Source organism: Terrabacter terrigena (assembly GCF_042676085.1).
Classification (GTDB): domain Bacteria; phylum Actinomycetota; class Actinomycetes; order Actinomycetales; family Dermatophilaceae; genus Terrabacter; species Terrabacter terrigena.
Genome location: NZ_JBHTKH010000009.1, coordinates 97955 through 123929, shown reverse-complemented (window position 1 = coordinate 123929; position 25975 = coordinate 97955). Strand labels below are relative to the sequence as shown.

General features: G+C 72.4%; 24 protein-coding genes, 1 tRNA gene and 1 riboswitch. Of the genes, 10 read left to right on the top strand and 15 right to left on the bottom strand.

Annotated elements, in window-relative coordinates; translation table 11 throughout:
- The first annotated feature begins 7 nt into the window (after positions 1-7).
- The 5 genes from ACFQ2V_RS14650 (at position 8) to ACFQ2V_RS14630 (ending at position 5289) form a co-directional block, all read left to right on the top strand.
- Positions 8-955 (top strand): LysR family transcriptional regulator, encoded by a 948-nt coding sequence (locus ACFQ2V_RS14650; protein ID WP_386053582.1) that lies wholly within the window; start codon positions 8-10, stop codon positions 953-955.
- A gap of 55 nt (positions 956-1010) precedes the next feature.
- Entirely contained in the window at positions 1011-2534 is a 1524-nt protein-coding gene (locus ACFQ2V_RS14645; protein ID WP_386053581.1) for a gamma-glutamyltransferase, read from the top strand.
- Positions 2535-2631: 97 nt separating this feature from the next.
- Positions 2632-3966, top strand: a complete 1335-nt coding sequence (locus ACFQ2V_RS14640) for a class I SAM-dependent methyltransferase (protein WP_386053580.1) — start codon at positions 2632-2634, stop codon at positions 3964-3966.
- A gap of 4 nt (positions 3967-3970) precedes the next feature.
- Positions 3971-4759: a DUF1295 domain-containing protein gene (locus tag ACFQ2V_RS14635; RefSeq protein ID WP_386053579.1), complete on the top strand. Its 789-nt coding sequence runs from the start codon at positions 3971-3973 to the stop codon at positions 4757-4759.
- 35 nt (positions 4760-4794) lie between these two features.
- Complete coding sequence (locus ACFQ2V_RS14630) at positions 4795-5289, top strand: cupin domain-containing protein (RefSeq protein ID WP_386053578.1); 495 nt, start codon at positions 4795-4797, stop codon at positions 5287-5289.
- Positions 5290-5301: 12 nt separating this feature from the next.
- On the opposite strand, the gene ACFQ2V_RS14625 is transcribed toward ACFQ2V_RS14630, so the two are convergent.
- Together ACFQ2V_RS14625 and ACFQ2V_RS14620 are read right to left on the bottom strand one after the other, a co-directional pair.
- Entirely contained in the window at positions 5302-7656 is a 2355-nt protein-coding gene (locus ACFQ2V_RS14625; protein WP_386053615.1) for a ComEC/Rec2 family competence protein, read from the bottom strand.
- A gap of 98 nt (positions 7657-7754) precedes the next feature.
- Positions 7755-8675 (bottom strand): helix-hairpin-helix domain-containing protein, encoded by a 921-nt coding sequence (locus ACFQ2V_RS14620; RefSeq protein ID WP_386053577.1) that lies wholly within the window; start codon positions 8673-8675, stop codon positions 7755-7757.
- 338 nt (positions 8676-9013) lie between these two features.
- Between ACFQ2V_RS14620 and purU the strand changes: the two genes are divergently transcribed.
- On the top strand, positions 9014-9856 hold the full coding sequence (gene purU, locus ACFQ2V_RS14615) for a formyltetrahydrofolate deformylase (protein WP_386053576.1): 843 nt from the start codon (positions 9014-9016) through the stop codon (positions 9854-9856).
- Between the two features lie 60 nt (positions 9857-9916).
- Entirely contained in the window at positions 9917-10471 is a 555-nt protein-coding gene (locus ACFQ2V_RS14610) for a hypothetical protein (protein ID WP_386053575.1), read from the top strand.
- Here ACFQ2V_RS14610 and plsY read toward each other — a convergent pair.
- The 4 genes from plsY to ACFQ2V_RS14590 form a co-directional block, all read right to left on the bottom strand.
- On the bottom strand, positions 10455-11069 hold the full coding sequence (gene plsY / locus ACFQ2V_RS14605) for a glycerol-3-phosphate 1-O-acyltransferase PlsY (protein ID WP_386053574.1): 615 nt from the start codon (positions 11067-11069) through the stop codon (positions 10455-10457). The two genes, ACFQ2V_RS14610 and plsY, sit on opposite strands and share 17 nt — an antisense overlap.
- Complete coding sequence (locus tag ACFQ2V_RS14600; protein ID WP_386053573.1) at positions 11066-11965, bottom strand: DegV family protein; 900 nt, start codon at positions 11963-11965, stop codon at positions 11066-11068. The genes plsY and ACFQ2V_RS14600 overlap by 4 nt, the downstream gene beginning before the upstream one ends.
- Before the next feature lie 143 nt (positions 11966-12108).
- Positions 12109-15048, bottom strand: coding sequence for a leucine--tRNA ligase (gene leuS / locus ACFQ2V_RS14595; protein WP_386053572.1), 2940 nt, complete (start codon positions 15046-15048; stop codon positions 12109-12111).
- A gap of 217 nt (positions 15049-15265) precedes the next feature.
- The gene (locus ACFQ2V_RS14590; protein ID WP_386053571.1) at positions 15266-15913 is read right to left on the bottom strand and encodes a lysoplasmalogenase family protein; all 648 of its coding nucleotides are present in this window, start codon (positions 15911-15913) and stop codon (positions 15266-15268) included.
- A 170-nt stretch (positions 15914-16083) separates the two neighbouring features.
- Between ACFQ2V_RS14590 and ACFQ2V_RS14585 the strand changes: the two genes are divergently transcribed.
- The gene (locus ACFQ2V_RS14585) at positions 16084-16458 is read left to right on the top strand and encodes a thioesterase family protein (RefSeq protein WP_386053570.1); all 375 of its coding nucleotides are present in this window, start codon (positions 16084-16086) and stop codon (positions 16456-16458) included.
- 46 nt (positions 16459-16504) lie between these two features.
- On the opposite strand, the gene ACFQ2V_RS14580 is transcribed toward ACFQ2V_RS14585, so the two are convergent.
- The 4 genes from ACFQ2V_RS14580 to ACFQ2V_RS14565 form a co-directional block, all read right to left on the bottom strand.
- A complete protein-coding gene (locus tag ACFQ2V_RS14580; protein ID WP_386053569.1) occupies positions 16505-17116 on the bottom strand; it encodes a YgjV family protein in 612 nt (203 codons plus the stop codon).
- A 118-nt stretch (positions 17117-17234) separates the two neighbouring features.
- Positions 17235-18473, bottom strand: coding sequence for a hypothetical protein (locus tag ACFQ2V_RS14575; protein WP_386053568.1), 1239 nt, complete (start codon positions 18471-18473; stop codon positions 17235-17237).
- 152 nt (positions 18474-18625) lie between these two features.
- Positions 18626-18976 carry a DMT family transporter gene (locus tag ACFQ2V_RS14570; protein WP_386053567.1) on the bottom strand — a complete coding sequence of 117 codons (351 nt, stop codon included), beginning with the start codon at positions 18974-18976 and terminating at the stop codon, positions 18626-18628.
- On the bottom strand, positions 18976-19290 hold the full coding sequence (locus ACFQ2V_RS14565) for a DMT family transporter (protein WP_386053566.1): 315 nt from the start codon (positions 19288-19290) through the stop codon (positions 18976-18978). Before ACFQ2V_RS14565 ends, ACFQ2V_RS14570 begins: the two co-directional genes overlap by 1 nt.
- A gap of 9 nt (positions 19291-19299) precedes the next feature.
- Positions 19300-19365, bottom strand: a riboswitch (guanidine-III (ykkC-III) riboswitch).
- 103 nt (positions 19366-19468) lie between these two features.
- On the opposite strand from ACFQ2V_RS14565, the gene ACFQ2V_RS14560 reads away from it, so the two are divergent.
- Positions 19469-21736 carry a CHAT domain-containing protein gene (locus ACFQ2V_RS14560; protein ID WP_386053565.1) on the top strand — a complete coding sequence of 756 codons (2268 nt, stop codon included), beginning with the start codon at positions 19469-19471 and terminating at the stop codon, positions 21734-21736.
- 3 nt (positions 21737-21739) lie between these two features.
- Positions 21740-23695: a caspase family protein gene (locus ACFQ2V_RS14555; RefSeq protein WP_386053564.1), complete on the top strand. Its 1956-nt coding sequence runs from the start codon at positions 21740-21742 to the stop codon at positions 23693-23695.
- 191 nt (positions 23696-23886) lie between these two features.
- Here the strand turns inward: ACFQ2V_RS14555 and ACFQ2V_RS14550 are convergent.
- The 5 genes from ACFQ2V_RS14550 to ACFQ2V_RS14530 form a co-directional block, all read right to left on the bottom strand.
- A tRNA-Ala gene (locus ACFQ2V_RS14550) sits at positions 23887-23959 on the bottom strand.
- An 83-nt stretch (positions 23960-24042) separates the two neighbouring features.
- Entirely contained in the window at positions 24043-24696 is a 654-nt protein-coding gene (locus tag ACFQ2V_RS14545; RefSeq protein WP_386053563.1) for a histidine phosphatase family protein, read from the bottom strand.
- Entirely contained in the window at positions 24693-25103 is a 411-nt protein-coding gene (rsfS, locus tag ACFQ2V_RS14540) for a ribosome silencing factor (RefSeq protein WP_386053562.1), read from the bottom strand. The genes ACFQ2V_RS14545 and rsfS overlap by 4 nt, the downstream gene beginning before the upstream one ends.
- Complete coding sequence (gene nadD, locus ACFQ2V_RS14535) at positions 25100-25723, bottom strand: nicotinate-nucleotide adenylyltransferase (RefSeq protein WP_386053561.1); 624 nt, start codon at positions 25721-25723, stop codon at positions 25100-25102. Before nadD ends, rsfS begins: the two co-directional genes overlap by 4 nt.
- 17 nt (positions 25724-25740) lie before the next feature.
- Positions 25741-25959, bottom strand: a complete 219-nt coding sequence (locus ACFQ2V_RS14530; RefSeq protein WP_386053560.1) for a hypothetical protein — start codon at positions 25957-25959, stop codon at positions 25741-25743.
- Positions 25960-25975: the final 16 nt, after the last annotated feature.

Below are 25975 nucleotides of genomic sequence, written 5' to 3'. Positions count from 1 at the left end.
TCGGTGCATGATCGACGCTGCGGGCCTCCGGGTCATGAAGGCCATCGCCGACGAGGGAAGCTTCACGAGCGCCGCCAACGCGCTCGGCTTCACCCAGCCGGCCATCTCCCAGATGGTCCGACGCCTCGAACAGCGCACCGGCACGGTGCTCGTCGAGCGCTACGGCCGGCAGGTCCGCCTCACCGAGGCCGGGCAGGTCCTGGCGCGTCACGCGGTCGGTGTCCTCGCCGCCCTCGACGCCGCTGAGGAGGAGATCACGGCGATCGCCGGGCTCCGTGCCGGCCGCGTGCGCCTGCAGGCCTTTCCGAGCTCGTCGGCGACCCTCGTGCCGAGGACGCTGGCCATCCTCAAGGCGAAGCACCCCGACATCACGGTGACCTTCACCGAGGCGGAGCCGCCCGAGTCGCTCGCCGCGCTGCGCAACGGTGACTGCGACGTCGCCGTCGCCTTCGCCTACGAGGGGGGCGACCTCGGCGAGCTCGAGGAGGACCTCTCCCTGCTCGTCACCCGACGCCTCATGGACGACGAGGTGCGACTCGTCGTGCCGGGGGCGCACCCCCACGCCGGCGACGAGGCCGCCGTGCTCACGGACTTCTCCGGTGACGAGTGGATCGCCGGGTGTCCCCGGTGCCGGGGCCACCTGCTCTCGCTCGCCGACACCGCCGGCTTCCGGCCCAACGTCGCCTTCGAGACGGAGGACTACGTCGCGCAGCTCGGCCTTGTCACGGCCGGCCTCGGTGTGGCGCTCGTCCCCGACCTGATCCTCAACGCAGCCAAGCACGACGAGGTCGCGACCCTGCCGCTGTCACCCGCGTCGCGCCGTCAGATCCTCGCCGTCACGACCCCCGACCTGCAGCGGGTGCCCGCCGTGGCCGCGGCCCTCGACGCGCTCTGCGAGGCCGCCGGCGCCGACCCGAGGACCTCCACCGCCGAGCTCGTCGGCGCCAGGGCCTGACACTCCCCCACGTCGACACCGCGCCAGACGGCCGCCCGACCGGCAGAATGCGGTCATGACACGGGTCGCCCTCGCCGCCACCGGTCCAGCTCCGCTCGAGGCAGGCCTCGAGGCCGCGGCCGACGGCGGCAACGCGGTCGATGCGGCCATCGCGGCTGCGCTCAGTGCGATGAGCACCGAGCCCGGCGTCGTCAGCCTCATGGGCGGCGCGTACGTCAACGTGTGGCCGGCCGGCTCGGATCCCGTCGTCGTCGACGGCAACGTCGAGATGCCGGGCCGCGGGCTCGACCCCTCGGCCTTCGGTCAGGGCGTGCGCCAGGTGCACACCGACTACGGCGGAGGAGTGACCATCGGTGCCGGGCACGGCTCGGTCGCGAACTCCGGCGCCCTGCAAGCACTCTCGCTCGCGCGCGACCGGTTCGCGGTGCTTCCGTGGCGGCGGCTCGTCGAACCGTCCGCTCGCGCGTGCCGTGAGGGCTACCGCATCGGTGCGGCGGCGGCGCTCTACCTCGGCATCGTGCGCGACACCCTCTTCGGCGACGACGCCGAGGCGCACGCCCTCGTCACCGGCGCAGACGGCGGCGCCGTGCAGCCGGGCGAGACGTGCCTCAACGTCGACCTCGCCGACATCCTCGAGCTGCTCGCCGTCCAGGGCGTGTCTCTCTTCACCACCGGTGCCGTCGGACGTGTGTTCGTCGACGACATGGCCGCGAACGGTGGCCTCGTGACCGCCGCCGACCTGACGGCATACGAGGCGGTCGTGCGCACCCCGACGATGCGGTCGGTCGGCGACTGGAGCGTCGCGCTGAACCCACCACCGTCGGTCGGGGGGCCCATGCTCGCGGCGATGCTCGGACAGCTCGCTCACCACGAGCAGTGGACCTCGGCGGAGGTGATCGACATCCAGCGGCGCGTCCTCGCCTACCGGCTCTCGGTGCACGACCGGTCACGCGACCTCGACGCCGACGGTCACGCCCTGCTGGCCTCGGTCGAGCGCCACGGCCTCGCGGGCCTGCCGACGTCGGCCTCCACGGCCCACGTGTCCGCCGTCGACGAGCACGGAAACGCTTGTGCCATAACGATGTCGGCGGGCTATGGAGCCGGCATGGTGATCCCCGGCACCGGCATCCTGCTCAACAACGCGCTCGGCGAGCCCGAACTCAACCGCCTCGGGCTGCACGCCGTGCCGCCCGGCACCCGGCTCGCCTCGAACATGGCGCCGACGACCGCCCGCAGCGCGGTCGGGTCCGCGCTCGCGGTGGGCTCCCCCGGCGCCGACCGCATCACGACCGCCCTGATGCAGGTGCTGGGGCGCAGCCTGCTGCTGGGCGACGACCTCCAGCAGGCGATCGACGCGCCGCGGCTGCACGTGCGTTTCCTCGACGACGGCTCGCCACGGGTCGAGCACGAGCCGTCCGACGAGATCGCCGCGGCCGCTGCTGGTAGCGGTCTCCCGGCCCACCGCTACCCCGGGCCCCACATGTACTTCGGCGGTGTCGGCGCGGCCCGGCTCGGGGCCGACGGTCTCTTCGCGGCAGGCGACGCGCGGCGCGAGGCTGCCGTCGGGGTATCTCCTTGACGCTCGTCACGACCTGCCGATGGCCCAGCGGCCCACCCATCCGGGGCCCCCGCCGCACCGAACCTCTGGCGTCGACCCCTACGAGAGGCCACCTGCTATGACCATGACCGACGACCGCCCAGACGCCGAGGCCTTCCCGGCGACGGCGACGGCACCCGCTCGACCCGATGCCGTGGCCGCCCGGGTGGCATCCGTCGTCTCCCCCTTGTTCGGCGGCCGGCTGCCCGTGCGCCTCAGGGCCTGGGACGGCAGCGTCGAGGGCCCGGCCGACGCGCCCACGGTCGTGCTGCGCGACCCCGCCGCCCTGCGGCGACTCGTGCGTCACCCCGGCGAGCTCGGGCTGGCCCAGGCGTACGTCACGGGCGAGCTCGACGTCGAGGGCGACCTGCTCGACGGGTTCCGCCGGGTGTGGTCGACCGCGCGAACGCTCGCCGGCGGGCGTCCCTCGGCGGCGACCCTGGCCTCGGTCGCGAGGACGGGCATCAGGACGGCGCTCGACCTGGGAGTGCTCGGTCTGCCGCCCGAGCCGCCGGTCACGCAGGCGCGGCTGCGCGGGCGGCTGCACACGAAGTCCCGCGACCGCAGCGCCATCGAGCACCACTACAACCTCTCCAACGACTTCTACGCGCTCATCCTCGACCCGCACATGGCGTACTCCTGCGGCTACTGGACCAGCAGCGACGCCGGCTACACCGTGGAGGACGCCCAGCGCGACAAGCTCGACCTCGTGTGCCGCAAGCTCGGCATCGAGCCCGGCGGTCGGCACCTCGACATCGGCTGCGGCTGGGGATCGCTGTCCCTCCACGCCGCCGAGCAGTTCGGTGCGCAGGTCGTCGGTGTCACGATCTCGAGCGAGCAGAAGGCGTTCATCGACGAGCGCATGCGCGAACGCGGGCTCGAGGGCCGCGTCGAGATCCGGCTGCAGGACTACCGCGACGTGCCGGACGGCCCGTTCGACACCGTGAGCTCCATCGAGATGGGTGAGCACGTCGGCCAGAGGAACTACCCGACGTTCACGCGGCAGGTCGAGCGGCTGCTGCGCCCGGGCGGCCGTGCGCTCATCCAGCAGATGTCACGAACCACCCGACCGGGCGGCGGCCCTTTCATCGAGGCGTTCATCGCCCCCGACATGCACATGCGGCCCGTGGGCGAGACGGTCGACCTCATCGAGAAGGCCGGCCTCGAGGTGCGCGACGTGCACGCGCTCCGCGAGCACTACGTGTGGACCGTGAACGCCTGGTACGACACCTTCGAGGCGAACTGGGACCGCGTCGTCGAGATGGTCGGCGAGGAGGTCGCCCGCGTCTGGCGGCTCTACCTCGTGGGCGGCGCCCTCGCCTTCGAGGAGGGGCGGATGGGGGTCGACCAGATCCTCGCGGTGAAGCCGACGGCCGACGGCCGCAGCGGTATGCCCTCCGTCCGCGCCTGGTGACGCCGTGGGCCTCGTCGGGGTGACGCTCTGCGCGGCTCTCGCCGTCGTCGTGGTGCTCGGCATCACGTTCGCGGTCGCCCTCCGCGTCGGCAGGCAGGCGGTCATCGACGTGACGTGGGGGCTTGGCTTCGTCGCGATCGCCCTGACCGCCTTCGTCGTCACGGGTGGGCAGGCTGACCCGCTGCGACGGTGGCTGGCGCTGCTGCTGACGGCCGCGTGGGGACTGCGGCTCGCCACCCACATCCGCCTGCGTTCGCGCGGGAAGGGTGAGGACCCCCGCTACGAGGCGATGCTCGCGCGAGCGAGCGGCAACCCCAAGGCGTACGCCCTCCTGCACATCTACCTGCCCCAGGGCGTCATCATGTGGTTCGTGTCGCTGCCGGTGCAGGTCGCGATGCTCGTGGGCGGCGGCCTCCCGTGGGTGATGTGGCTCGGTGTTGCCGTGTGGGCGGTCGGCTTCGTCTTCGAGTCCGTCGGCGACCTGCAGCTGACGCGCTTCCGCGACGACCCGTCGAACAAGGGCAAGGTGCTCGACACGGGCCTGTGGCGCTACACCCGCCACCCCAACTACTTCGGCGACGCCTGCGTCTGGACCGGCCTCTTCCTCGTCGCGGCCAGCGCGTGGCCCGGCGTGCTGACGATCCTGTCGCCTGCCGTCATGGTCTGGAACCTCTACGGCGGCACGGGAAAGAAGCTGCTGGAGAAGGACATCGGCGACCGTCGACCCGAGTACGCCGACTACGTCCGCCGTACGAGCGGCTTCTTCCCGCTGCCCCCGAAGCGGACTCGCTGACGCCCCACCCGGCGCAGGTCGGCGATGATGGGGCCATGCGCCCGCTCCTCGCCGACGTTCTCGACCTGCAACCGCACCCAGAGGGAGGCTGGTACCGCCAGACGTGGGTGGCCCCCGAGACGGTGACGCTGCCCGACGGGCGGACGCGGGCCACCGCGACCCTGATCCACTTCCTGCTGCCCGCCGGTGAGTCATCGGCGTGGCACCGGGTGGCCTCCGACGAGGTGTGGATCGCGCACACCGGGTCGGTGGTGCTCGAGCTGGGCGGTGACGGCGCGGCCCCACAGGCAGCCGTGCAGACGGTCGTGGGCCTCGACCTCACGGGCGGCGAGGTGGCCCAGGCGGTCGTACCGGCCGGCGTCTGGCAGCGCACCGTGCCGGGCTCCGCGGAGGCACTCGTCAGCTGTCTCGTCTCCCCCGGCTTCGACTTCGAAGACTTCGAGCTGGTCGAGTACCCCGACGTGCGACGCGCCCCGGCAGGCCCGGAGGACGAGCCCGTCGACCCCGGGGTGCCCACGAACCCGGCCTGACGGGGAAGCGTCTCAACCCGAGACGGCCGACACCTCGGTGCCGTCGGTGACGATGGCGATGTCGCCCTCCGTGTCGGTGCGGTGGACGGCAAAACCTCTGTCCTGCAAGGCTTTCATGGTTGCCGGTGCCGGATGACCGTAGTCGTTGCCTTGCCCGACGCTGATCACCGCGAGGCGACCAGCGACCCGGTCGAGGATGCGGTCGTCGCGGTTGCCGGAGCCGTGGTGGGCCACCTTGAGGACGTCGATGCTCCCCCACCGCGACGGGTCGAGCTGGGACTCGCGCAGCACCTGGGCGGCGGCTTCGCGTTCGATGTCGCCGGCGAGCAGGATGCTGACTCCGCGAACGTGCATCGTCAGCACGACCGAGCCGTTGTTGGGCACGGAGCCGGCGTCGATGCGTCGAGCGGGCCACCACACGTCGGCGCTGACACCGCCGACGGTGAGCGACTCGCCCGCCCGCAGCTCGCCCAGGGGGGTGCGGTGTGCGGCGGCCAGGCTGGACACCCGGCGTGCCTCGGCCGGCGGGTCCAGCACAGGTGAGGCGCGGATCTCGGTGACCGGGCGCTCGAGCACTGCCGTGAGGCCCCCGACGTGGTCGGCGTGGTAGTGGGTGAGCACCACGAGGTCCACGACGGTGGCTCCGACGCGGTCGAGGCATCGGCGCATCAGCTCGGGCTCGGGCCCGGTGTCGATCACGACGACGTGGCCGTCGCCGTTGTCGACGACGAGGCCGTCGCCCTGCCCGACGTCACAGGCGATGAGGACCCAGCCCGGCGGTGGCCACGCGATCGGCGTCGTCGGAACCGCCATCCCGGCGGTGAGGACCACGACGGCGACCGCGACCGTCGGACGGTGGCGGGTGCGGTGCCACGCCCAGGGCGCCAGCGCGATGACCAGGACCGTGATAACGGCGAGCAGGACTGCCGCACCCGCCGACTCACCCCAGGCGACGCTCCCGAACGGAAGCCCGGAGCACCATCGCGCGACGGCGCCGATGGCCTGCGCAGGCACGGCTGCTCCCCACGCCAACCAGGAGGCACCGGTGGTCCACGCCACCGACACGATCGCGACAGCGACGCCGACGACCGTCGTGGGCGCCACGAACGGAGCCGCGAGCAGGTTTGCCAGCACGGCGACGAGAGAGACGCTGCCCTGCAGTGGCACGACGACCGGGGCGCACACGGCCTGCGCGGCGACGGGGATGGCGAGCACCGGTCCGAGGGGCTTGAGCGGCCCGGGCAGCACGCGGGCGACGGCCCTCCCCCACGGCGGGGCGAGGACGAGCAGCCCGAGGGTCGCGAGGCTCGACAGGGCGAAGCCGTACGAGCGGGCGAGCCACGGGTCGCCGACGAGCAGCACCATGACGGCACCCGCGAGCGCCGGGATGCCCGCCCGGCGCCTAGAGGTCGACAACGCCAGGAGGCCGACGAGCCCCATGACGGCGGCTCGCACGACACTCGGCTCAGGTCGCGCGAGGATGACGAAGCCGAGCAGGGCCAACACCGCGACCGGCGCCCGCCACCGCCGACGCACGCCGACGAGACTGCAGGCCCACATGACGCTCGCCAGCACGAAGGTGACGTTGCTTCCAGAGACCGCGCTGAGGTGGGACAGGCCGGTGTCGAGCATCGCCACCGTGAGGTCGGGAGGGGTGCGCGACGTGTCGCCGACCACGAGGGCCGGCACGAGCCCACGAGCATCGGCCCACACGGGGTCGGTTGCGGCGCGGAACCGCTCACGCACGATGTCGGCCGCTGCGAACACACCGCCCGCCCGCGACACCACCCTCACGGCGCCCTTCGGAGCAGCCACGGCGACCACGTCGTCGCCGGGCTCCGCGGGTTCGAGTCGCACGACTGCCTCGACCTCGTCGTGCCAGTGCAGCGCCGACCAGTCCGCACCGCGCCCGATGACCAGCACCGGTGAGTCGACCACCGTGGCGCGGCCCCGACCGGCCACCTCGGACACCTCGAGGCGTACCAGACTCAGGGCAGGAGCGCCGCCACCCGCGGACCCGCCACCGTGGTCGGTGCGCACCGGGCGCGGCTCAGCGGCGACCGTCGCCCTCAGCGTCACGACGGCCCGCTCGGCGGCGAGGGCGCCGAGGGGTCCCGCCGACGCCACGGCGCGGTGGGCGGCGGCAGCGCCGAGGAGGAGCGCGAGCACCGCACCCGCGAGTGCGACGGCGCGCAGGACCGCGTGTGCCCTGCCGGCGATCGCGACCGTCGCGGCACCGATCGCCACGAGGGCCACGAGGGCGACGACCCAGACCGGCGCAACGAGGCCCCAGAACGCCACGACCGGCCAGGCGAGGAGCACCGGCACGAGCCGCCGCAGGTCGAGCTGACGAGCCGTCCTCGGCATCACCCGCCGCACCGTCGGCCGGCCCGTCAGGACGACGAGGGACGGCCCTCGCGGCCGCTGCTCCCGCGGCGCGTTCGAGCCCCGGCCGTGACCCGACGTCACAGCGTGACCCGCGGCCGGAGTCGCTCGAGGAGCTTGTCGCCGATGCCGCTCACCTCGCCCAGCTCGTCGACGGACGTGAAGCGGCCGTGCTCGGTGCGCCAGTCGATGACCCGCTGCGCCAGCACCGGGCCGACGCCCGGCAGCGAGTCAAGGGCAGCGGCATCCGCCGTGTTGAGGCTCACCGGGGCTGCCGAGGGGGAACCGGCGCCGGCGGACGAGGACCTACCGCCCCCACCGAGCCCCGGGTCCGTTGCAGCCGTGACGGACTCGCCCGGACGCGGCACCCTGATCTGTTCCCCGTCCGTGACCGGGCGAGCCAGGTTGAGGATGGCGAGGTCGGCGCCCGGCCGTGCTCCGCCTGCCTGCTTGATGGCGTCGGCGACCCGCGCTCCGGCGCGCAGGCGCACGAGCCCCGGCCGCAGGACCTGCCCGACGACGTGGACGACGATCTCCGCGCCAGCGGTCGGAGCGGCCTCACGCCCGAGCACCCCCGTGGGCCCGGTGGGCCCGGTGGGCCACGTGGACCCCGTCGACCCGGAGCCCGCGGACGGCACCGATGCCCCGGCGGTGGCCGCGCCACCGACGACCTGCACCGAGCGGGACGGTCCCTGGGCCACCTCGGACACCGACGACGAACGCTCTGCCCACAGCACCCGCAGCACGAAGGCACAGCCCACGGCCACCACGAGCGCCAGCAGCGAGACGAGCGCCGCACTGCTGACGGCGCGTCGACCCGACCGCAGCTCGTCGGGCACGGTCAGCAGGGCCGGCCGGCGGGCCCGGCGCAGGTCGGCGTCGAGCTGGGTCACCTCGTCGTCGGTCGCCCGTGCCGTGAGGCGGCGCACGGCAGCTCCTGCGGCTGCGACGGAGACGGCCCCGCGGGCCGGCGACCGCGGGTCGCTGGGAGGCTGCGGCACCCAACCACCGTCGACCGGCGCCTCACCCGGCACGTCACCCGGCTCGTCCCCCTGACCGACAACCGGATCGGGCTCCGGATCGAGCCCACCCGGCCACGCGGCTCCGTGGTCGTGCCGGACCGCACCCAGGACCCGTGCCGCCCGCTCGAGGTCTGACGGTCTCTGGGAGGCACGGAACGGCATACGTCGACGGTAGGAAGCCCACCACCTCGACGCCCGAGCCCGGCGCGCCCCTGGGGACAACGCCCACCCCCGCCGAGGGGGTGTGGACGGCCACAGCCCGAGACGCCCCGCGCGTCGATTCACGCCAGCGCGGCCCGCTGGGCCAGAATCTCCGGATGGCCCGGCACATCATGACCCTCACCTGCGACGACCGACCCGGCATCGTGGCTGCCGTCTCAGGAGCGCTCCTCCAGGTTCAGGCGAACATCGTCGAGAACCAGCAGTTCTCCGACGAGGACACCGCCCTCTTCTTCATGCGTACCGTCTTCGACGCGGAGGCCGACGACGTCGAGACGGTGCTGGCCGCCGTCCGCGAGAGCCCGGCCGTCGCGCACCAGCACCTCGCCGTGCGCCCGGCCGACGAGCACTGCCGCACGATCATCCTGGTGAGCAAGTTCGACCACTGCCTGCTCGACCTGCTCTACCGCTGGAAGTCGGGCGACCTGCCCATCGACATCGTCGGGGTCGTCTCGAACCACGAGGACTGCCGGGCGCTGGTGGAGTACTACGGTCTGCCGTTCACCGTCATCCCCGTGACGGCCGAGACGAAGGCCGACGCCGAGGCCGAGCTGCTGCGCATGGTCGACGCGAACGATGTCGGCCTGGTCGTGCTCGCCCGCTACATGCAGATCCTCAGCGACTCGCTGTGCCGAGCGCTCGAAGGCCGCGCCATCAACATCCACCACTCGTTCCTGCCCGGCTTCAAGGGTGCCAAGCCCTACCACCAGGCGCACGACCGCGGTGTCAAGCTGATCGGGGCCTCCGCCCACTACGTGACCGCCGACCTCGACGAGGGCCCGATCATCGAGCAGGACGTCGTGCGCGTGACGCACGCCGAGACACCCGCCAGGCTCGTGGCGCTCGGACGTGACGTCGAACGCCGCGTCCTCTCGCGTGCCGTGCGCGACCACGCCGAGTCGCGGGTCTTCCTCTCAGGCCGGCGCACCATCGTCTTCTGACCGACAGAGGTCGTATGCCGCCGGGCGGGGCAGCTGGGCGGCCCGGGTAGCGTGCGGGCCATGAGCGACAGGCAGTTCGTCGTCGGCCGGCCCCACTTCGGGCGTGTGACCCGCACGCCCGAGGAGAACGCGGCGGCCTTGTCGGAGGCCCGCGACGCCCTGGCGACGGCTGTTGCCGCCGACCCGACGCAGCCCGGGGCCGCCGACCTGCTCGACGCCACCGTCGACCTGGCCGAGGCGCTCACCATCGCGGGCCGGGAGCGCGAGGCGGTCGCCCTGGCCCGGCCGGCCGTGCAGCTCGCCCGCGACGCCGACCGCACCGAGAGCCTCGGGTGGGCCCTGCTGGCGCTCGCGACCGCCGAGCACTACGCCGGCCTGGCCGCCGATGCCGAGCCGGACTTCGACGAGGCGCTGTCGGTGGCGCGCCTGGGTGCCGACCGCGTGCTCGAGCACTACGCGCTGCACCACCTCGGCCGGTTCCTCGTGGACGAGGGGCGCACCGACGACGCGGTCGAGGCCTTCACCGCCTGCCTCGCGATCCGCGAGCAGCTCGGGGAACCCCGCGCGGCGAGCACCCGCGCCGCGCTCGAGGCCGTGCTCAGGTCTCGTCGGTGAGGTGACGCTGGCGCCACCAGCCGACGACGTTGTTCTTGTGCCGCGCCAGCACGAGCAGTCCGATCGCCATGAGCCACAGGCCGGTCCAGACGTCACCCGGTGCATGACCGGTCCAGATGAGGACTGCCACCACGAGCATCGCCAGCGACCCGAAGATCGACCCGGCCGCGACCCATCGCGTCAGGGCGACGCCGACCGCGAAGACGACGACCACCACCAGCGCCACCCACGGGTGCACGCCGAGCAGCGCGCCCAGTGTCGTCGCGACCCCCTTGCCGCCGCGGCCCCGGAGGTAGGGCGACCAGATGTGGCCGAGCACGGCGGCGATGCCCGCGGCGTAGGCCGCGTGCGCCCCGCCGAACCAGTGGCCGGCCACGAACGCCGGCACCAGGCCCTTGAGCACGTCGAGCACGCCGACGACGACGCCCCACTTGCGGCCGAGCACCCGCGCGGCGTTCGTGGCCCCGGGGTTGCCGGACCCGGACGAGGCGAGGTCCTTGCCGAGCAGCCTGGCGATCATCGTCGCGGGGTTGAGCGAGCCGACGAGAAAGGCCGCGACGACGACTGCCGCCCAGGCGAGCACGGTGCCGGCGCTCACGACCCGGCGGGCCCGTCAGCAGCCGGGGCCGACTCGGGCAGGCTCTCGCCCGGACGCGGGGACACGGCGATGGCCACGGTTCCGGGGCCGACGTGGGCGCCGACGACCGCACCGAGCTCGACGACGACGACCTTCGGGGAGCCGGGCACCATCTCGCGCAGCTCGGCGGCGATCTGGTCGGCGCGGGCCGCGGCGTCGAGGTGGTGCACCGCCACGTCGGCGACGGTGCCGCCCTTCGCGACGTGCTCGACGACCATTGCCTCGATGCGGGCGACGGCACGTGACGACGTGCGGACCTTCTCCACCGGGACGATGCGGCCGCCGCGGACGGCGAGGATCGGCTTGATCGCGAGCGCCGACCCGAGCAGGGCCGATGCCGCACCGATGCGCCCACCCCGCCGCAGGTGCTCGAGCGTGTCGACGTAGAAGAGCACCCCGGACGGCTCGAGACGGGCGCGGATGACCTCGAGAACGCTTGACACGTCGGCTCCCCCGGCCGCCGACTCCGCTGCCGCGACGACGGCGAACCCCATCGCCATGCCGATCGTCTCGCTGTCGACCACCTCGACGGGCACGGGCGCCTCGGCCGCGGCGAGCCGCGCGGCCTCGACCGTGCCCGACATCTGCGAGGACAGGTGGACCGAGACGATGGCGGTCGCCCCGGCGTGGGCGAGGCGCTGGTAGGTGTCGGCGAACACCTGGGGTGTCGGCCTGGAGGTCGTGACGATGGTGTAGTCGCGCAGCGCCGCGGCGACCTGCTGCGCCGTGATGTCGCGGCCCTCGACGTGGTCGCGACCGCCGACGACGACGTGCAGGGGCACGACCTCGATGTCGTGACGCTCGATGACCTCGGCCGGCAGGTATGCCGTCGAGTCGGTGACGATCCGCGTGGTCACGTCGCGCTCCTTCCGCAGGTCGGCCCGGTGGCTGGTCTCAACCTAGCGGCGCGGCACACGCGTATGCGGGAGCCTACGCGTGCCTGACAGCGATCGAGAGAGCACTCCGTCACGACGGAGTGCTCTCTCGATCGGGGTCTCGCTCAGAGCGGGACGACGTTGACGAGCTTGGGGGCACGCACGATGACCGTGCGGATGCCGCCCTCGGTCGCTGCCTTGACCTTCTCGCGGCCGAGCGCGAGCTCGCGCAGGTCGTCCTCGGAGATGTCGGGGCTCACCTCGACGCGGTCGCGCACCTTGCCCTTGATCTGGATCACGCAGGTGACCTGCTCCTGCACGATCTTCGCGGGGTCGCTCACGGGGAACGCGGCATACGCCACCCCGCCGTCGTGGCCGAGGCGCTGCCACATCTCCTCGGCGATGTGCGGGGCGACGGGGGCGAGCATGAGCACCATCGCCTCGACGACCTCACGCGGGGGTGCGGCGAGCTTCGTCACCGTGTTGTTGAGCTCGATGAGCTTGGCGATGGCGGTGTTGAAGCGCAGCCCCTCGAAGTCCTCGCGCACGCCGGCGATCGTCTGGTGCAGCTGCGTCGTCAGCGCCTGGTCGACCTCGGCGTCGACGACGCGCACCTCACCGGTGGCCTCGTCGACGACGTTGCGCCACAGGCGCTGGAGGAAGCGCTGCGACCCGACGACCGCGCGGATCTCCCACGGCTTGGACAGCTCGAGGGGGCCCATCGACATCTCGTAGACACGGAAGGTGTCGGCGCCGTACGCGTCGTACATCTCGTCGGGGCTGACGGAGTTCTTGAGCGACTTGCCGATCTTGCCGTACTCGCGGCTGACGGGCTGGCCCTCCCACGTGAAGGTCGGCTCCTCGCCGTGAGCAGTGGGGGTCTCCTCGACCTCCGAGGCCGTGACGTACTGCCCGCGGCTGTCGGTGTACGCGTACGCCTGGATGTAACCCTGCGAGAAGTACTTCCGGAACGGCTCCTCGCTGCGCACGTGGCCGAGGTCGAAGAGGACCTTGTGCCAGAAGCGGGCGTAGAGCAGGTGCAGCACGGCGTGCTCGACCCCACCGACGTAGAGGTCGACACCGCCGGGGTCCCGGGTGCCTGCAGGCGCTCCGGCAACGGGCTCGTCATGGCGCGAGAGCCAGTACGCCTCGTTCGCGGGGTCGACGAACGCGTCGTGGTTGGCCGGGTCGAGGTAGCGCAGGTAGTACCAGCAGGAGCCGGCCCAGTTGGGCATCGTGTTCGTCTCGCGGCGGAACTTGCGCAGGCCCCGGCCGTCGCCGAGGTCCTTCTCGACCTCGACCCACTCGGGCACGCGCGACAGCGGCGGCTCGGGGCTGCTCTGGGCGTCCTCGGGGTCGAACGTCTTGGGGCTGTAGTCCGGCACGTCGGGGAGGGTCAGAGGCAGCTCGTCGTCGGGGACGGCATACGCGACCCCGTCCTCGTCGAACATGATCGGGAACGGCTCGCCCCAGTAGCGCTGGCGGCTGAAGAGCCAGTCGCGGATGCGGTAGCTGATGGTCCCCTCGCCCAGCCCCTCCTCCTCGAGGAAGTGGATGATGCGCGCCTTCGCCTCGGCGACGTGCAGCCCGTCGAGCGAGATGCGCTCGTTGGCGCTGTTGATCGCGACGCCGTCGCCGAGGAACGGCTCGTCGTCCGGGTGCCCCTCGGCCGGCTGGACGGTGCGGACGATGGGCAGGTCGAACTTCTCGGCGTACTCCCAGTCGCGGGTGTCCTGGCCCGGCACCGCCATGATGGCGCCCGTGCCGTAGCCCATCAGCACGTAGTCGGCAACGAACACCGGGATGCGTTCTCCCGTAACGGGATTCGTGGCCCAGGAGCCGGTGAAGACGCCGGTCTTGTCCTTGCCCTCCGTCTGGCGCTCGACGTCACCCTTGCGCGAGGCTGCGAGCTGGTACGCCGCCACGGCCTCCTTCGGGCTGGCGCTCGCGTCGGCGTCCGCTCCCTTCCAGGCGTCCTTGGTGCCCTCGGGCCAGGAGCCCTGCGGGACGAGCGCGTCGACGAGCGGGTGCTCGGGCGCGATGACCATGAAGGTCGCACCGAAGATCGTGTCGGGGCGGGTCGTGAAGACGTCGATACCCGCGTCCTCGCCGGTGCCCGTGACGACGGGGAAGGTGACGCGCGCGCCCTTGGACCGACCGATCCAGTTGCGCTGCATGAGCTTCACCTTCTCGGGCCAGTCGACCGCGTCGAGGTCGTCCGCCAGGCGGTCGGCGTACGCGGTGATGCGCATCTTCCACTGGCTGAGGTTGCGCCGGTACACCGGGAAGTTGCCGCGCTCGGAGCGCCCCTCGTTGGTGACCTCCTCGTTGGAGAGCACCGTGCCGAGGCCGGGGCACCAGTTGACCGGGGCCTCGGAGGTGTACGCGAGGCGGTGGCCTTCGAGCACCCTCGCCTGCTCGGTGGCAGACAGCTCGGCCCAGCCGCGGCCCTCGGCGTCGCCGACGGGCCGACGACCGGAGGCGAGCTCCTCGACGAGCTCGCTGATGGGGCGCGCCCTGCCCCTGCCGCCGTCCTCGCGGACCGCGTCGACGTCGTACCAGGCGTCCCAGATCTGCAGGAAGATCCACTGCGTCCAGCGGTAGTAGTCGTCGTCGATCGTCGCGAAGGTGCGGCGGTTGTCGAAGCCCAGCCCCAGTCGGCGCAGCTGACGCTTCATGTTGGTCATGTTCTCCTCGGTGGTCTTCCGAGGGTGCTGCCCGGTCTGGACGGCGTACTGCTCGGCGGGCAGGCCGAACGCGTCGTAGCCGAGCGCGTGCAGGACGTTCTTGCCGAGCATCCGGTGGAAGCGGCTGTAGACGTCGGTCGCGATGTAGCCGAGCGGATGGCCGACGTGCAGGCCGACCCCCGACGGGTAGGGGAACATGTCGAGGACCACGAGCTTCTCGCCGCGCTCGGCGACCTTCTCCGGCTCGGCCCACGGCCCGGCCGGGTTGGGCGCGTCGAACGTCCCCTCCTCCTCCCAGCGGTCCTGCCAGGCGGTCTCGATCTGCTGCGCCATCGCGGCCGTGTAGCGGAAGGGAGTCTCGTTCGTCTGCTCGCTCATGTCGTCTCTCTCGTCGCTGCTCGTCGGGCAAAAGAAAACCCCTCGCACAGGAGGGGAAGCCGCGTTGATGTCGGGAGTCCCGACCTTCGTCAACGCGGCTGCGGAAGGAGCAGCAGGCCAGCCATGCGCCCAAGGTTAGCGCAGCCCGCGGCGGGCCCGCGTGGAGGTTTGGGCGCCCCTCGACGCCACCACGTCGGGGCCCTCTCGCGGGTCGGCGTCAGCGGAAGAGCGCGACGACGATGAGGGCCTGCGCCACGTGGTAGCTGACGATCACCGTCAGCGGCGCCCAGCCCCGGGCCTGCACGAAGCGGTCGTGCCCCAGCACGGCGTCCGAGGTGACGAAGACGGCGCAGCCGAGCAGCAGCAGCCAGTCACCTCGGGAGGCTGCGACGAGGAGCAGCGCACTGAGGACGAGCTGGTAGACGAGCACCGGCACCTTCTGTGCGCCGGAGTGGCGCACGATGTCCCGCCCGAGCTTTGCGTGCAGCAGGACCACCGCGGGAGCGGCCAGGAGCAGCAGCCACGCGAACCCGTCGGCCGGGGTCGTGCCGAGGATCGCCCAGATGTAAGCCACGTGGGCGAGCAGGAAGGCTCCGAGCCCTACGAGGAAGCGGGTCTCGGTCGAGTCGAGCAGCGCGACGTCGCCGACGAGGCAGAGGACGAGTGCGACGAGCACGGGCAGGAGCCCCGGCGACCCCGGAACCCGCCCCTCCCCGTACAGCGACCAGGCGACGCCCATGAGGAGCACGACGACGAGGGGCTTGGTGACGCGCTCGAGGAGCTGGTCGGCGCGCCGCACCGAGCTCCAGTTGATCGCTGCCGTCACGGCGAGCGCCACGCTGAGAACCCACAGGTGGGTGGTCACGGGGCAACGCTCCCAGCCTCGGCGTGCTTTCGCCGCCCGAACCCGCGGCACGGGCCGCCCAGCCGCCCACCCAGCCGCCCACCCAGCCGCCCACCCGGCCGCCCAGCCGGCGGTCGAGTCACCTGTCGAGACGAATCGGCAGACGACCGGTTCTCTGCCAGACTCGTCCAATGCCCATGCGCAAGTTCCAGCACACCGTCACCGCCGACGACACCTCAGCCCAGGTCGGCAGCGGTGACCTCGACGTCCTCGCCACCCCCCGCCTCATCACGTGGTGCGAGAACGCCGCCTTCCAGGTCTGCAAGCAGAACATCGACGACGACCACACGACGGTCGGCACGATGGTGAAGATCGAGCACGTCAAGGGCAGCCCGGTCGGCTCCGAGGTGACGGTGCACTGCGCCGAGCCGATCAACGACGGTCGCCGCCTCGTCTGCCACGTCACCGTCACCGACCCCGAGGGCGAGGAGCTCGCCAAGGGTGAGATCCACCGCGCGGTCGTCGACCCGGACCGCTTCATGAGCAAGTGCCAGCGCGTCCTCTGACGCGCTCCCCTCAGAGGCCGATCTCCCTGCGCGACAGGCAGAAGCGTCAGAGCACGTACGCGTCGCCGTCACGGCGCAGCCCGAGGCCGGCGTAGTAGGGCTCGACCATGCCCGGTGGTGGCAGGAACCGGCGGTATCCCCGCCGGCGCAGCAGTCCGTCCTTGCCGAGGATGAACTCGCCCGGCGAGAGGTCGCGGTGACGAGGCGTCACCCAGTCGAGGAGCAGCTGGGCCGTGCCGCCACCGGCGTCACGGCCGATGACGACACCGACCGTCTCGTCATCCTTCAGCACGAGGTAGCAGACGTCGCCGGAGAACGGGTCGTAGACGAAGTCCGGGTTGTAGTGGCGGACGTCTGCCTCGTGGACCCGCAGCACGTGCCGCAGGTAGGTGTCGTCACCGGCGACCTGGAGGACCTCGTAGACGCGGGCGTCGTGCTTCTCGCGCGACATCCGGACGAGGTAGAAGACGTTGATCGCCGCGAGGACGACGTTGAGTCCCACCATGGGCCAGACGTGGTTGGCGGCGTTGTAGACGATCAGGACGACGCAGCCGACCAGGTTGACGAGGCGCAGCCGGCGCAGCTGCGTCTGCAGCAGCGACCAGACGAGCACCGCCGACCCGATCCAGCCGATGACCTCGAGCCACCACGAACCCATGCGGCGACCCTAGTGCGGCCCGGGCGGTGCTGCGAGTGCCCTGCCGACCAGCGGCAGGGCACTCGTCGTCACCGTGTCGGGCCGGACGCGATGGCGCGCCCGGCTGTCCGGGGACCGCTCAGGCGTCGGGCGCGACGAGCTCGGGCAGCTTCGCCTCGAACTGTGCGTCGAGGGTCAGGGACGGCAGGACCTGGCCCTGCTTCTGGGCAGCCTTGGCGACCGACCAGCCCCACGTGGACGCCCGCAGGCGCTGGTTCGGGGTGCCGTGGTGGTTCTGGCTCGCGAAGTTGCAGTCGCCGACCTGGTAGAACGACTGCTCCGCCTCGAGCACACGGGCGGCGTTGAGGGCGAGGCCGCGCTTGTGCGTCACGAAGTACGTGCCGAACGCGTCAGCCATCAGCTCGGTGCGGCGGGTCGCCTCCGCTCCGGTCAGAGGCGACGCGGCGAGGTTGGCGTCGTACTGCACGTGGTGCGCGTACTCGTGCCCGAGGACCGCGCGGGGGCCGACGTCACCGACACCGACCGCCTGCAGGGCATCGAGCATGCCGTCGCCGAAGACGAGCTTGTCGGGGATCGCGGAGAGGACCGGGTCGGGCTCTCCCGCGGCGGTGAAGGCGAAGGCGTTGAGCGTGAAGAGGGGGCTCTGGCCGCCCTTGAGCGCGGGGTCGGCGGCGACGACCTGGACCAGGATCGCGGCGATCTCGGCGGCGTTCGCCTGCGGCAGGCCGAAGAGGGTCTCGAGGAGGCGGGCGAGCCGGGGCTGGTCGGTCATGACGTCGCCGTGCATCGCCATGAGCTGGATGTCGGAGCCGTCGGTGTCCCAGAACTTCTGGGCTGCGCGGAACGAGTGGGACAGCTCGTTGTCGTACGCCTTGGGGAGGGCGTAGCGCGGGTCGCCTGGCTCACCGAAGAGGATGGCGTCGTAGGTCGGGAAGTCGAACGCACCCACGCTCGCGAGCACGGCCAGGCTCCCCGGGTCGATGTCGCCCAGCACGCCGGCGACGTACGCGTCGAGCCGGGTCGGCGCGCACTGGAGCTGCGTCGGGTCGATGACCCGCTCGAGCGCCTCCTGCGCCGCAGACCGTTCGATGCCGAAGCGGCCGAGGGCAGCGGCCTGCCGCGCCTTCCAGTCGGCCGGGAGGTTCGCCCGGAGCCGCGCGATCAGGCTCGCTGACCCCGGGTCGTTCGTCGTGCCGGTGGCGATGTCGTAGGTGTAGCCGTTCGCGCCGGCCGTTGCCGCGGGCGCGCCCGCAACAACGGGCGTCGTGGTGGCCGCCGAGGCGGCCGTTGCTCCTGTGGCCCCCGAGATGGCCAGCGACGTGACGAGAGCGATCGACCATGTCGTGGTCCTGCGCACGTGAAGTCCCTTCGTGTCGTGCCCGGACCGACTGTCGCGGGCAACGCGACCATCATCACCGGGCCCCCCGACATCGCACCACGGAACGTCTCAAAAGGGTGCACTCCGGGGTCCGCCCGCGCCGAGCCGCGCAGCGACCGGCGGCCGACCGCTCAACCGTTCGGTGACCCAGACCGGGCCGGCCGCTCGTGGCCGACGAGCTTGAGCCCGATGACGGCTCCGACGATCCCGGTCAGCAGCAGCACCCTGACGAGCGAGAACGCCTCGTCGCCGGTGGCCATGGCCACCGTGACCGTCAGAGCGGCACCCACGCCGGTCCAGACGGCATACGCGGTGCCGATGGGGATGGTGCGCACCGCGCGCGCGAGCCCGACCATGCTGAGCGCGCCGGCGACCAGGAACAGGGCGGTGGGAACCGGACGGGAGAGCCCGTCGGACGCTCCCAGGGCCGAGGCCCAGACGGCCTCGAGCACGGCGCTCGCGAGCAGGACGACCCACGGCATCACGCCACCGCCTTGAGACCGGCGACGCAGCCGACGAGGACGACGAGCAGCGCGGCGCGAGGGGCGTCGAGGCGCTCCTCGCGCCGGGCGACCGCGAGCAGCACGGTGCCGACGGCGCCGATCCCGACCCACACGGCATACGCGGTGCCGGTGGGAAGGCCCGTCATGGCCCACGCGAGGCCGAGCATGCTCAGCACGAGGGAGACGGCGAACAACAGCGTCGGTCGGCGACGACGGAAGCCGTCGGAGGCGGCGAGCGCGGTGGCCCAGACAGCCTCGAGCGCGCCGGCGAGGATGAGGACGAGCCAGAGCATGGCATTCCGATCTGGCCGTCTTGTCGCTGGGCGGGTACGGCTCCCTCGTCCGCGAACGCGGCTCGCGCGCTCGCCACGATTCTACCGAGACGTGGCGTTCGGGTCGAAACGACGTATCAGGCAGGTGCGCCCGGCGTACTGTCTCCTGCAAGCGCGTTCCTGCGGACAGAGGATCGCCATGGGTCGCGAGTATCTCGACTTCGACGTCGCCGTCACGCGTGAGGGCCAGGGGTATGCCGCTCGCGTCCTGGCCTCGCCGGCCGGCGAGGCGTCGGCACCGTTCACCCTCCCCTTCACCGCCACCGACCTCGCGCAGTTCATGGTCGCGGTCGGGCCGCCCCGCGTCGTCTCGCGCCGGCTCGTCCCGGCGGAGGCGCGCGTCGTCGACGTCAAGGAGTACGGCCGACGGCTCGGCGACGCCCTGCTCGGCGGCGACGTCGGGCGGGCGTTCCGCGACAGCCTGGCTGCGGCGGGCGACCAGGGCCGGGACCTCCGGCTGCGGCTGCGCCTCGACGCGGTGCCCGACCTCGACCCGGTGCCGTGGGAGTACCTCTACGACTCCAGGCTGGGCCGCTTCCTCACCCTGTCGCAGGAGACTCCGGTGGTCCGGCTCATCGACTCGCTGGAGCGTCCCCCGGTGGTCACCGTCGACGCTCCGCTGCGGGTGCTCGTCATGGTCTCGAGCCCGAGCGACCTGCCCCAGCTCGCCGTCGACCGCGAGGAGCAGCTGTTGAGGGCCACGACGGGCGACCTGCTGGCCAGCGGCCGGCTCACCATCACGGTGCTCGACGACGCGACCCTCACCGGGCTGCAGCGTGCCCTGCTCGACGACTACCACGTCTTCCACTTCATCGGGCACGGCGGCTTCGACCAGCAGGCCCAGGAGGGCGTGCTCGTGCTGGAGCGCGAGGACGGCACGGCCCACCGGGTCTCGGGATCCCGCCTCGGCACGCTGCTGCACGACGCACGGACGATGCAGCTGGCCGTGCTCAACGCGTGCGAGGGTGCCCGGACGTCCGGGCGGGACGCCTTCTCGGGAGTGGGACAGGCCCTCGCGAGGCAGGGCCTGCCGGCGGTAGTCGCCATGCAGACCGAGATCTCCGACCGTGCGGCCCTCGTGTTCAGCCACGAGTTCTACTGGTTCCTCACCCGCGGCCTCGGCATCGACGCCGCGATGTGCGAGGTGCGCAAGGCGATGGCCGTCTCGGACGAGGCGTCGGAGTGGGGCACGGCCGTGCTGCTGCGGTCGGGGGCCGAACAGCCGTTCAGCTTCACGGCCGGCGCGGCCGCGGCCGACGACTGCCCCGAGAGCCGGCTCGAGTCCCTCTACGACGCGGCGCGGGGAGCGATCAAGGCCGACGCCCCGGCGACGGCACTGCCGATGCTCGAGCAGATCGCCAGCCAGCGGCCCGACTACCTGGACGTCACGCAGCTGCTCGAGCGCGTGCGGCCGGCCGTGCAGCCGGAGCCCGCGACCCGGCCCGAGACGGTCGCGGCCGTCCCCGAGACGGTCGCGGCGGTGCCCGAGACCCGTCCTCGCACGAGGCCCGTCGAGACAGGGCCCGGGCCCTCGCCCACCTCCGGACGGCAGGACCGGCAGCGACGCAAGCGGCCGATCGGGACGTGGGTGAGGGCGACCGTCCTCGTGGTCGTGCTCGTGGGCTGCTGGCTCGCCTGGCGCGTCCTGCCGACGCTGCTCCAGAAGGCCGACCCGCTGGTGTCCGCGGCGTGCGGGTCCAGTGCGGCCACGCCCGGAACGACCGACCTCGTCATCGGGTGCGCGCCGATCGCGCCGACGGTCGACGGCTCGTTCGACGACTGGCGGTCGGTGCCCGAGCACGACGTCGACGCCGCGGTCTTCGGCGCCGCGAACCGGAGGGCCGGACTCACCGGCACCTGGCAGGCCCTCTGGGACGGCGAGGCCCTCTACCTCCACGCCGTCGTCACCGACCCGGTCGTCACCACGGCCGAGGGCGCGGCCGCCCAGTGGTGGAACGGCGACGCCGTCTCGTTCGAGATCGGTCCGGACGCCCGGGCCCTGAGCCGCACCGCTGCCCTGCGCAAGGGACAGGACTTCCACGTCATCCTCGCCCTGCGCGACGGCACCGACCGCCGGGCGGCGGCCGACGTCAACACGGTCGGCCCCAGCCCGAAGGGCAAGCCCGTCTTCGCGACGGGTGCCGAACGCCCCGAGATCTCGGTCGTCGCCCGCTTGCGTGACGGCGGGTACGAGCTCGAGGCGCGCGTGCCCTGGTCGGCGGTCGGACGCACCGTCGCACCCCAGCGGGGCGACGTGCTGGCGATGAACGTCGACGTCAGCGACGCGAAGGGCTCCGGTGCGGACTGGACGCTGCGCACCATGCTGAGCAGCAACCCGCAGCGCACCGGGCCCAACCAGCCGTTGCCGGCGCGGTGGCAGAGCGTCACGCTCGGGGACTCGGGCTGACCCGTGCCCGGCCGGCTCTACGCCCTCCTCGTCGGGATCGACGCCTACCCCGCCCCGATCCCGACCCTGTCGGGGTGCGTCAACGACGTCGCTGGCATGGCGGGTCTGCTGCGTGAGCGCGTCGGTGACGCCGCCCTGGACCTCGTCGTCCTGACCGACGCCGACGCGACCAGGTCCGCTGTCGCCGAGCGCTGCGCGGACCACCTCGGCCGAGCCGGCCCGGAGGACGTCGCGCTCTTCTACTACAGCGGCCACGGGTCGCAGCAGGCCACGCCCGAGGAGCTCTGGGACCTCGAGCCCGACCACCGCAACGAGACGCTCGTCTGCGTCGACAGCCGCACCGAGGGCAGCTGGGACCTCGTCGACAAGGAGCTCGCCGGCCTCCTGCAGGCCATCGCCTCCTCGGGCTGTCACACGCTCGTCGTCCTCGACTGCTGCCACGCAGGCGACGGCACCCGGGACGCCGACGACGTCGTACGCCTGGCGCCACCGGACCCGAGGTCGAGGCCGGCCTCGACCTTCCTCGGCCTCGCTCCCGAGGGGGCCTCGCGCCCAGGCATCCCCGCGGTCTCGGCCACGCGCACGGGACGATGGACACCGGCGGGAAGGCACGTGCTGCTCGCCGCCTGCCGGCCGTCGGAGACGGCCAAGGAGGTCACCGTGCAGGGCCGCCAACGGGGTGCCCTGTCGGCGGCTCTGGAGGCCGCCGTCCTCGGCACGGACGGGCGTCCGTCCTACCGCGATGTCCTGCGCATCGTCACAGCCGACGTCTCGAGCCGGGTGCGCGGCCAGCACCCGCAGGTCGAGACGGCCGAGGCCACGGAGCTCGACCGGCCCTTCCTCGGCGGTGCCATCCCGGCCACGCCCCGCCCGCTCACCCTGAGCCGCCTCCCTGACGGCTGGTCGATCGACTCGGGCGCGGTTCACGGTGTCCCCGCCCCGATCGGCGACGACACGACCGAGCTCGCCGTCTACCCCCTCGGCGGAGAGACGTCCGGTTCGCCGCTCGCGACCGCAGCGGTCAGCAGGGTGCTGCCCGACCGCAGCATCGTGACGCTCACCCCTCCCCTCGACCCGGCGTTCGTGTACCGCGCGGTCGTGACGTCGATCCCGCTCAAACCGGTGCTCGTGGGCGTCGTCGGCGACAGCGCCGGCGCGGCCGCCCTGCGCGAGGCCGCCGACCACGCCGACGAGGCGCTCGTCGACCTCGTCGAGGGCGCGGAGGCCACCGACGCCGACCTCCTCGTCGAGGCGACCGCCGGCGGGTTCGTGATCACCCGCCCCGGAGTCACGCGACCGCTCGTGCCCGTCGTCGACGGCGCCGGCCGTGAGGAGCGCACGATCCGCGCGCTCGAGCAGGTGGCGCGCTGGCTGCGCCTCTCGGCCCTCGCGAACCCGGTGTCCCGCCTGGTCGTCGACGCCGTCCGCGTCGAGGTCGAGGCGGGCACGGCCACCGTGCGGGCGGGCGGCACCCTCACCATCGCGTATGCCGGCAGCGACCCCCCACGTTTCACCGTGCGTCTCGCGAACACGACGGCACGACCGTTGTGGGCGGCCCTCATCGACCTGACCGAGACGTACGGCATCTTCACCGACGCCTTCCCGGCCGGCTCGGTCGCGCTCGGTCCGGGCGAGTCGACCGCCGTCGAGCTCGTCGGGCAGGTCGCCGACGGCCAGTGGCAGGCCGGCACCGTGTCGCTGCGTGACCAGCTCATGGTCGTGACGAGCACGATCGAGTTCGACCCCCGCTCCCTCGAGCAGGAGGAGCTCGACGTCAGCAGGATGCCGTCGGGCCCCGCAGCGACGAACCGCGGCGGTGACCCGGCGGGGCCGGGTTCCAACCTGGAACGCGCGCTCAGCTCCACGAGGACGCGTCGGCTCGGACCCCGCGCGGGCACCGCGGCGGTCGCCGACTGGCGCACCGACTCTGTCTTCGTCGTGACGAACCGCCCGCGCTGACGGGCGGCGCGACACATCCAGAAAACGCGAAGAAGACCGGACGAAAAGCGTGTCCGGTCTTCTTCGCGTTGGTGGAGCTGAGGGGAGCCGTCGGCTCCGCTGCGCTCCGCCTCCTCCCGAGTCCCCGCATACCCATACGGAAAATGCGAAGAAGACCGGACGAAAAGCGTGTCCGGTCTTCTTCGCGTTTGTGGAGCTGAGGGGACTCGAACCCCTGACCCCCTGCATGCCATGCAGGTGCGCTACCAGCTGCGCCACAGCCCCTTGCGGGTGGCCGCTCCGTGAAGCGACTGCGTAACCATAGCGAATCGTCAGCGCTTCGCCAAAATCGGGGGCGGCCCTTCGAGTCAGACGTTCCAGGGCCCGAGGTTCCACCCGCTGATGCGCCACCGCGTCAGCTCGGAAAAGCTCTTGCCGGCCTCGACGAGCTCGATCCAGTGACAGTTGTCGAGGCCGCGGAACACGGCGTCGGACACGTCCTGGGCGAGCCCCACCAGGTCGCTCGCCGCGACCCGCGCGGACACGCCGTGGGCGACGACTACAGCCGTCTCGCCGGGCAGCAGCTCGCGCGCGACCTCGCGCAGGACGGCCCCGGCCCGCACCGCGACCTCGGCGCGGGTCTCGCCGGTGACTCCGCGCGGTGGGTCCTCACCGCGGTCGAGCGCGGCGACGAGGTCGGGGTACTGCTCCCGCACGTCGTCGGCGTGCATGCCCTGCCACTCCCCGACGTGCACCTCGCGCAGGCGGGAGTCGAGGCGCACCCCCACGCCGGTCAGCCCGGCGATCGCGTCGGCCGTGGAGGCGGCGCGCTGGAGGTCGCTCGAGACGATGAGCGCGGGGTCGTACGCCGCGAGGTGCGGAGCGGCGGCGGCGACCTGCGCGCGCCCCACCTCCGACAGTGCGGTGTCCTTGTGGCCCTGCCAGACGCGCGCGGCGTTGTCGACGGTCTCGGCGTGGCGCACGAGCACGATGCGCCGCGGTCCCGGCGAGCCCGGGGTCACGCCTTCTCGACCTCGTCGTCGGCTTCGCTGCCCGGCTTCACCGGCGCCTCGACGGTCGACAGGTCGATCTCGGGGCAGTCCTTCCAGAGGCGCTCGAGCGCGTAGTACTCGCGCTCCTCCTCGTGCTGGACGTGCACGATGATGTCGCCGAAGTCGATGAGCACCCAGCGCCCCTCGCGCTCGCCCTCGCGGCGAATCGGCTTGCTGCCGAGGTCACGCAGCCGGTCCTCGACCTCGTCGACGATGGCTCCGACCTGACGCTCCGACGGCGCCGACGCGATGACGAAGACGTCGGTCAGCGGCATCTGCTCGCTGACGTCGATGGCGAGCACCTTCTCGGCGAGCTTCTCCTCGGCGGCGAGGCCGGCGGCCTTGGCGAGCTGGAGCGAACGGTCTGCTGCGGTCACGGATCTCCTTGGGGCGTTGCCGACGACGGCGCCGGCACGGTGCCTGCGCCGGCCAGGTCGGCGGCATACAGGCGGTACTTGTTGATGTACTGGACGACTCCGTCGGGCACGAGGTACCAGACCGGCTCGCCGTCGGCGACCCGCTCGCGGCAGTCGGTCGAGCTGATCGCCATGGCGGGCACGACCTGGAGCGTGACCCGGTGCTCGGGCAGTCCCTTGTCGGACAGCTCGTGGCCCGGCCGGGTGACCCCGACGAAGTGGGCCAGCTCGAAGAGCTGCTCGGCGTCCTTCCAGGACAGGATCTCGGCCAGGGCGTCGGCGCCGGTGATGAAGAAGAGCTCATCGTCGGGGCGCTCGGCCTTGATGTCGCGCAGCGTGTCGATCGTGTAGGTCGGGCCGGGCCGGTCGATGTCGACCCGGCTCACCGTGAAGCGCGGGTTGGAGGCCGTCGCGATGACGGTCATGAGATAGCGGTCCTCGGCGGGTGAGACGTGCCGGTCGGCCTTCTGCCAGGGCTGGCCCGTCGGCACGAAGACGACCTCGTCGAGGTCGAAGAGCGACTGGACCTCGCTGGCGGCCACGAGGTGGCCGTGGTGGATCGGGTCGAACGTCCCACCCATGACGCCGAGGCGCATGGTCAGTGGTGGGCTCCGTCGGATCCGCTCGCCGTGCCGTGCGTGCCCTCGCCGCGCCGCGGCGCCTGCACCTTGTAGGCGGTGTTGCGGAAGCTCCAGGTCACGGCCAGCGCCACGAGGAAGAGGGCGAACGTGATGAAGAAGTAGGCGATCACCGGCATGGGAAGCTCGCGTGCGGCTTCCTCCCCCTCGGTGACGAGTGCGATGACACGATCAGACATGCGGCCAGCCTAGCGC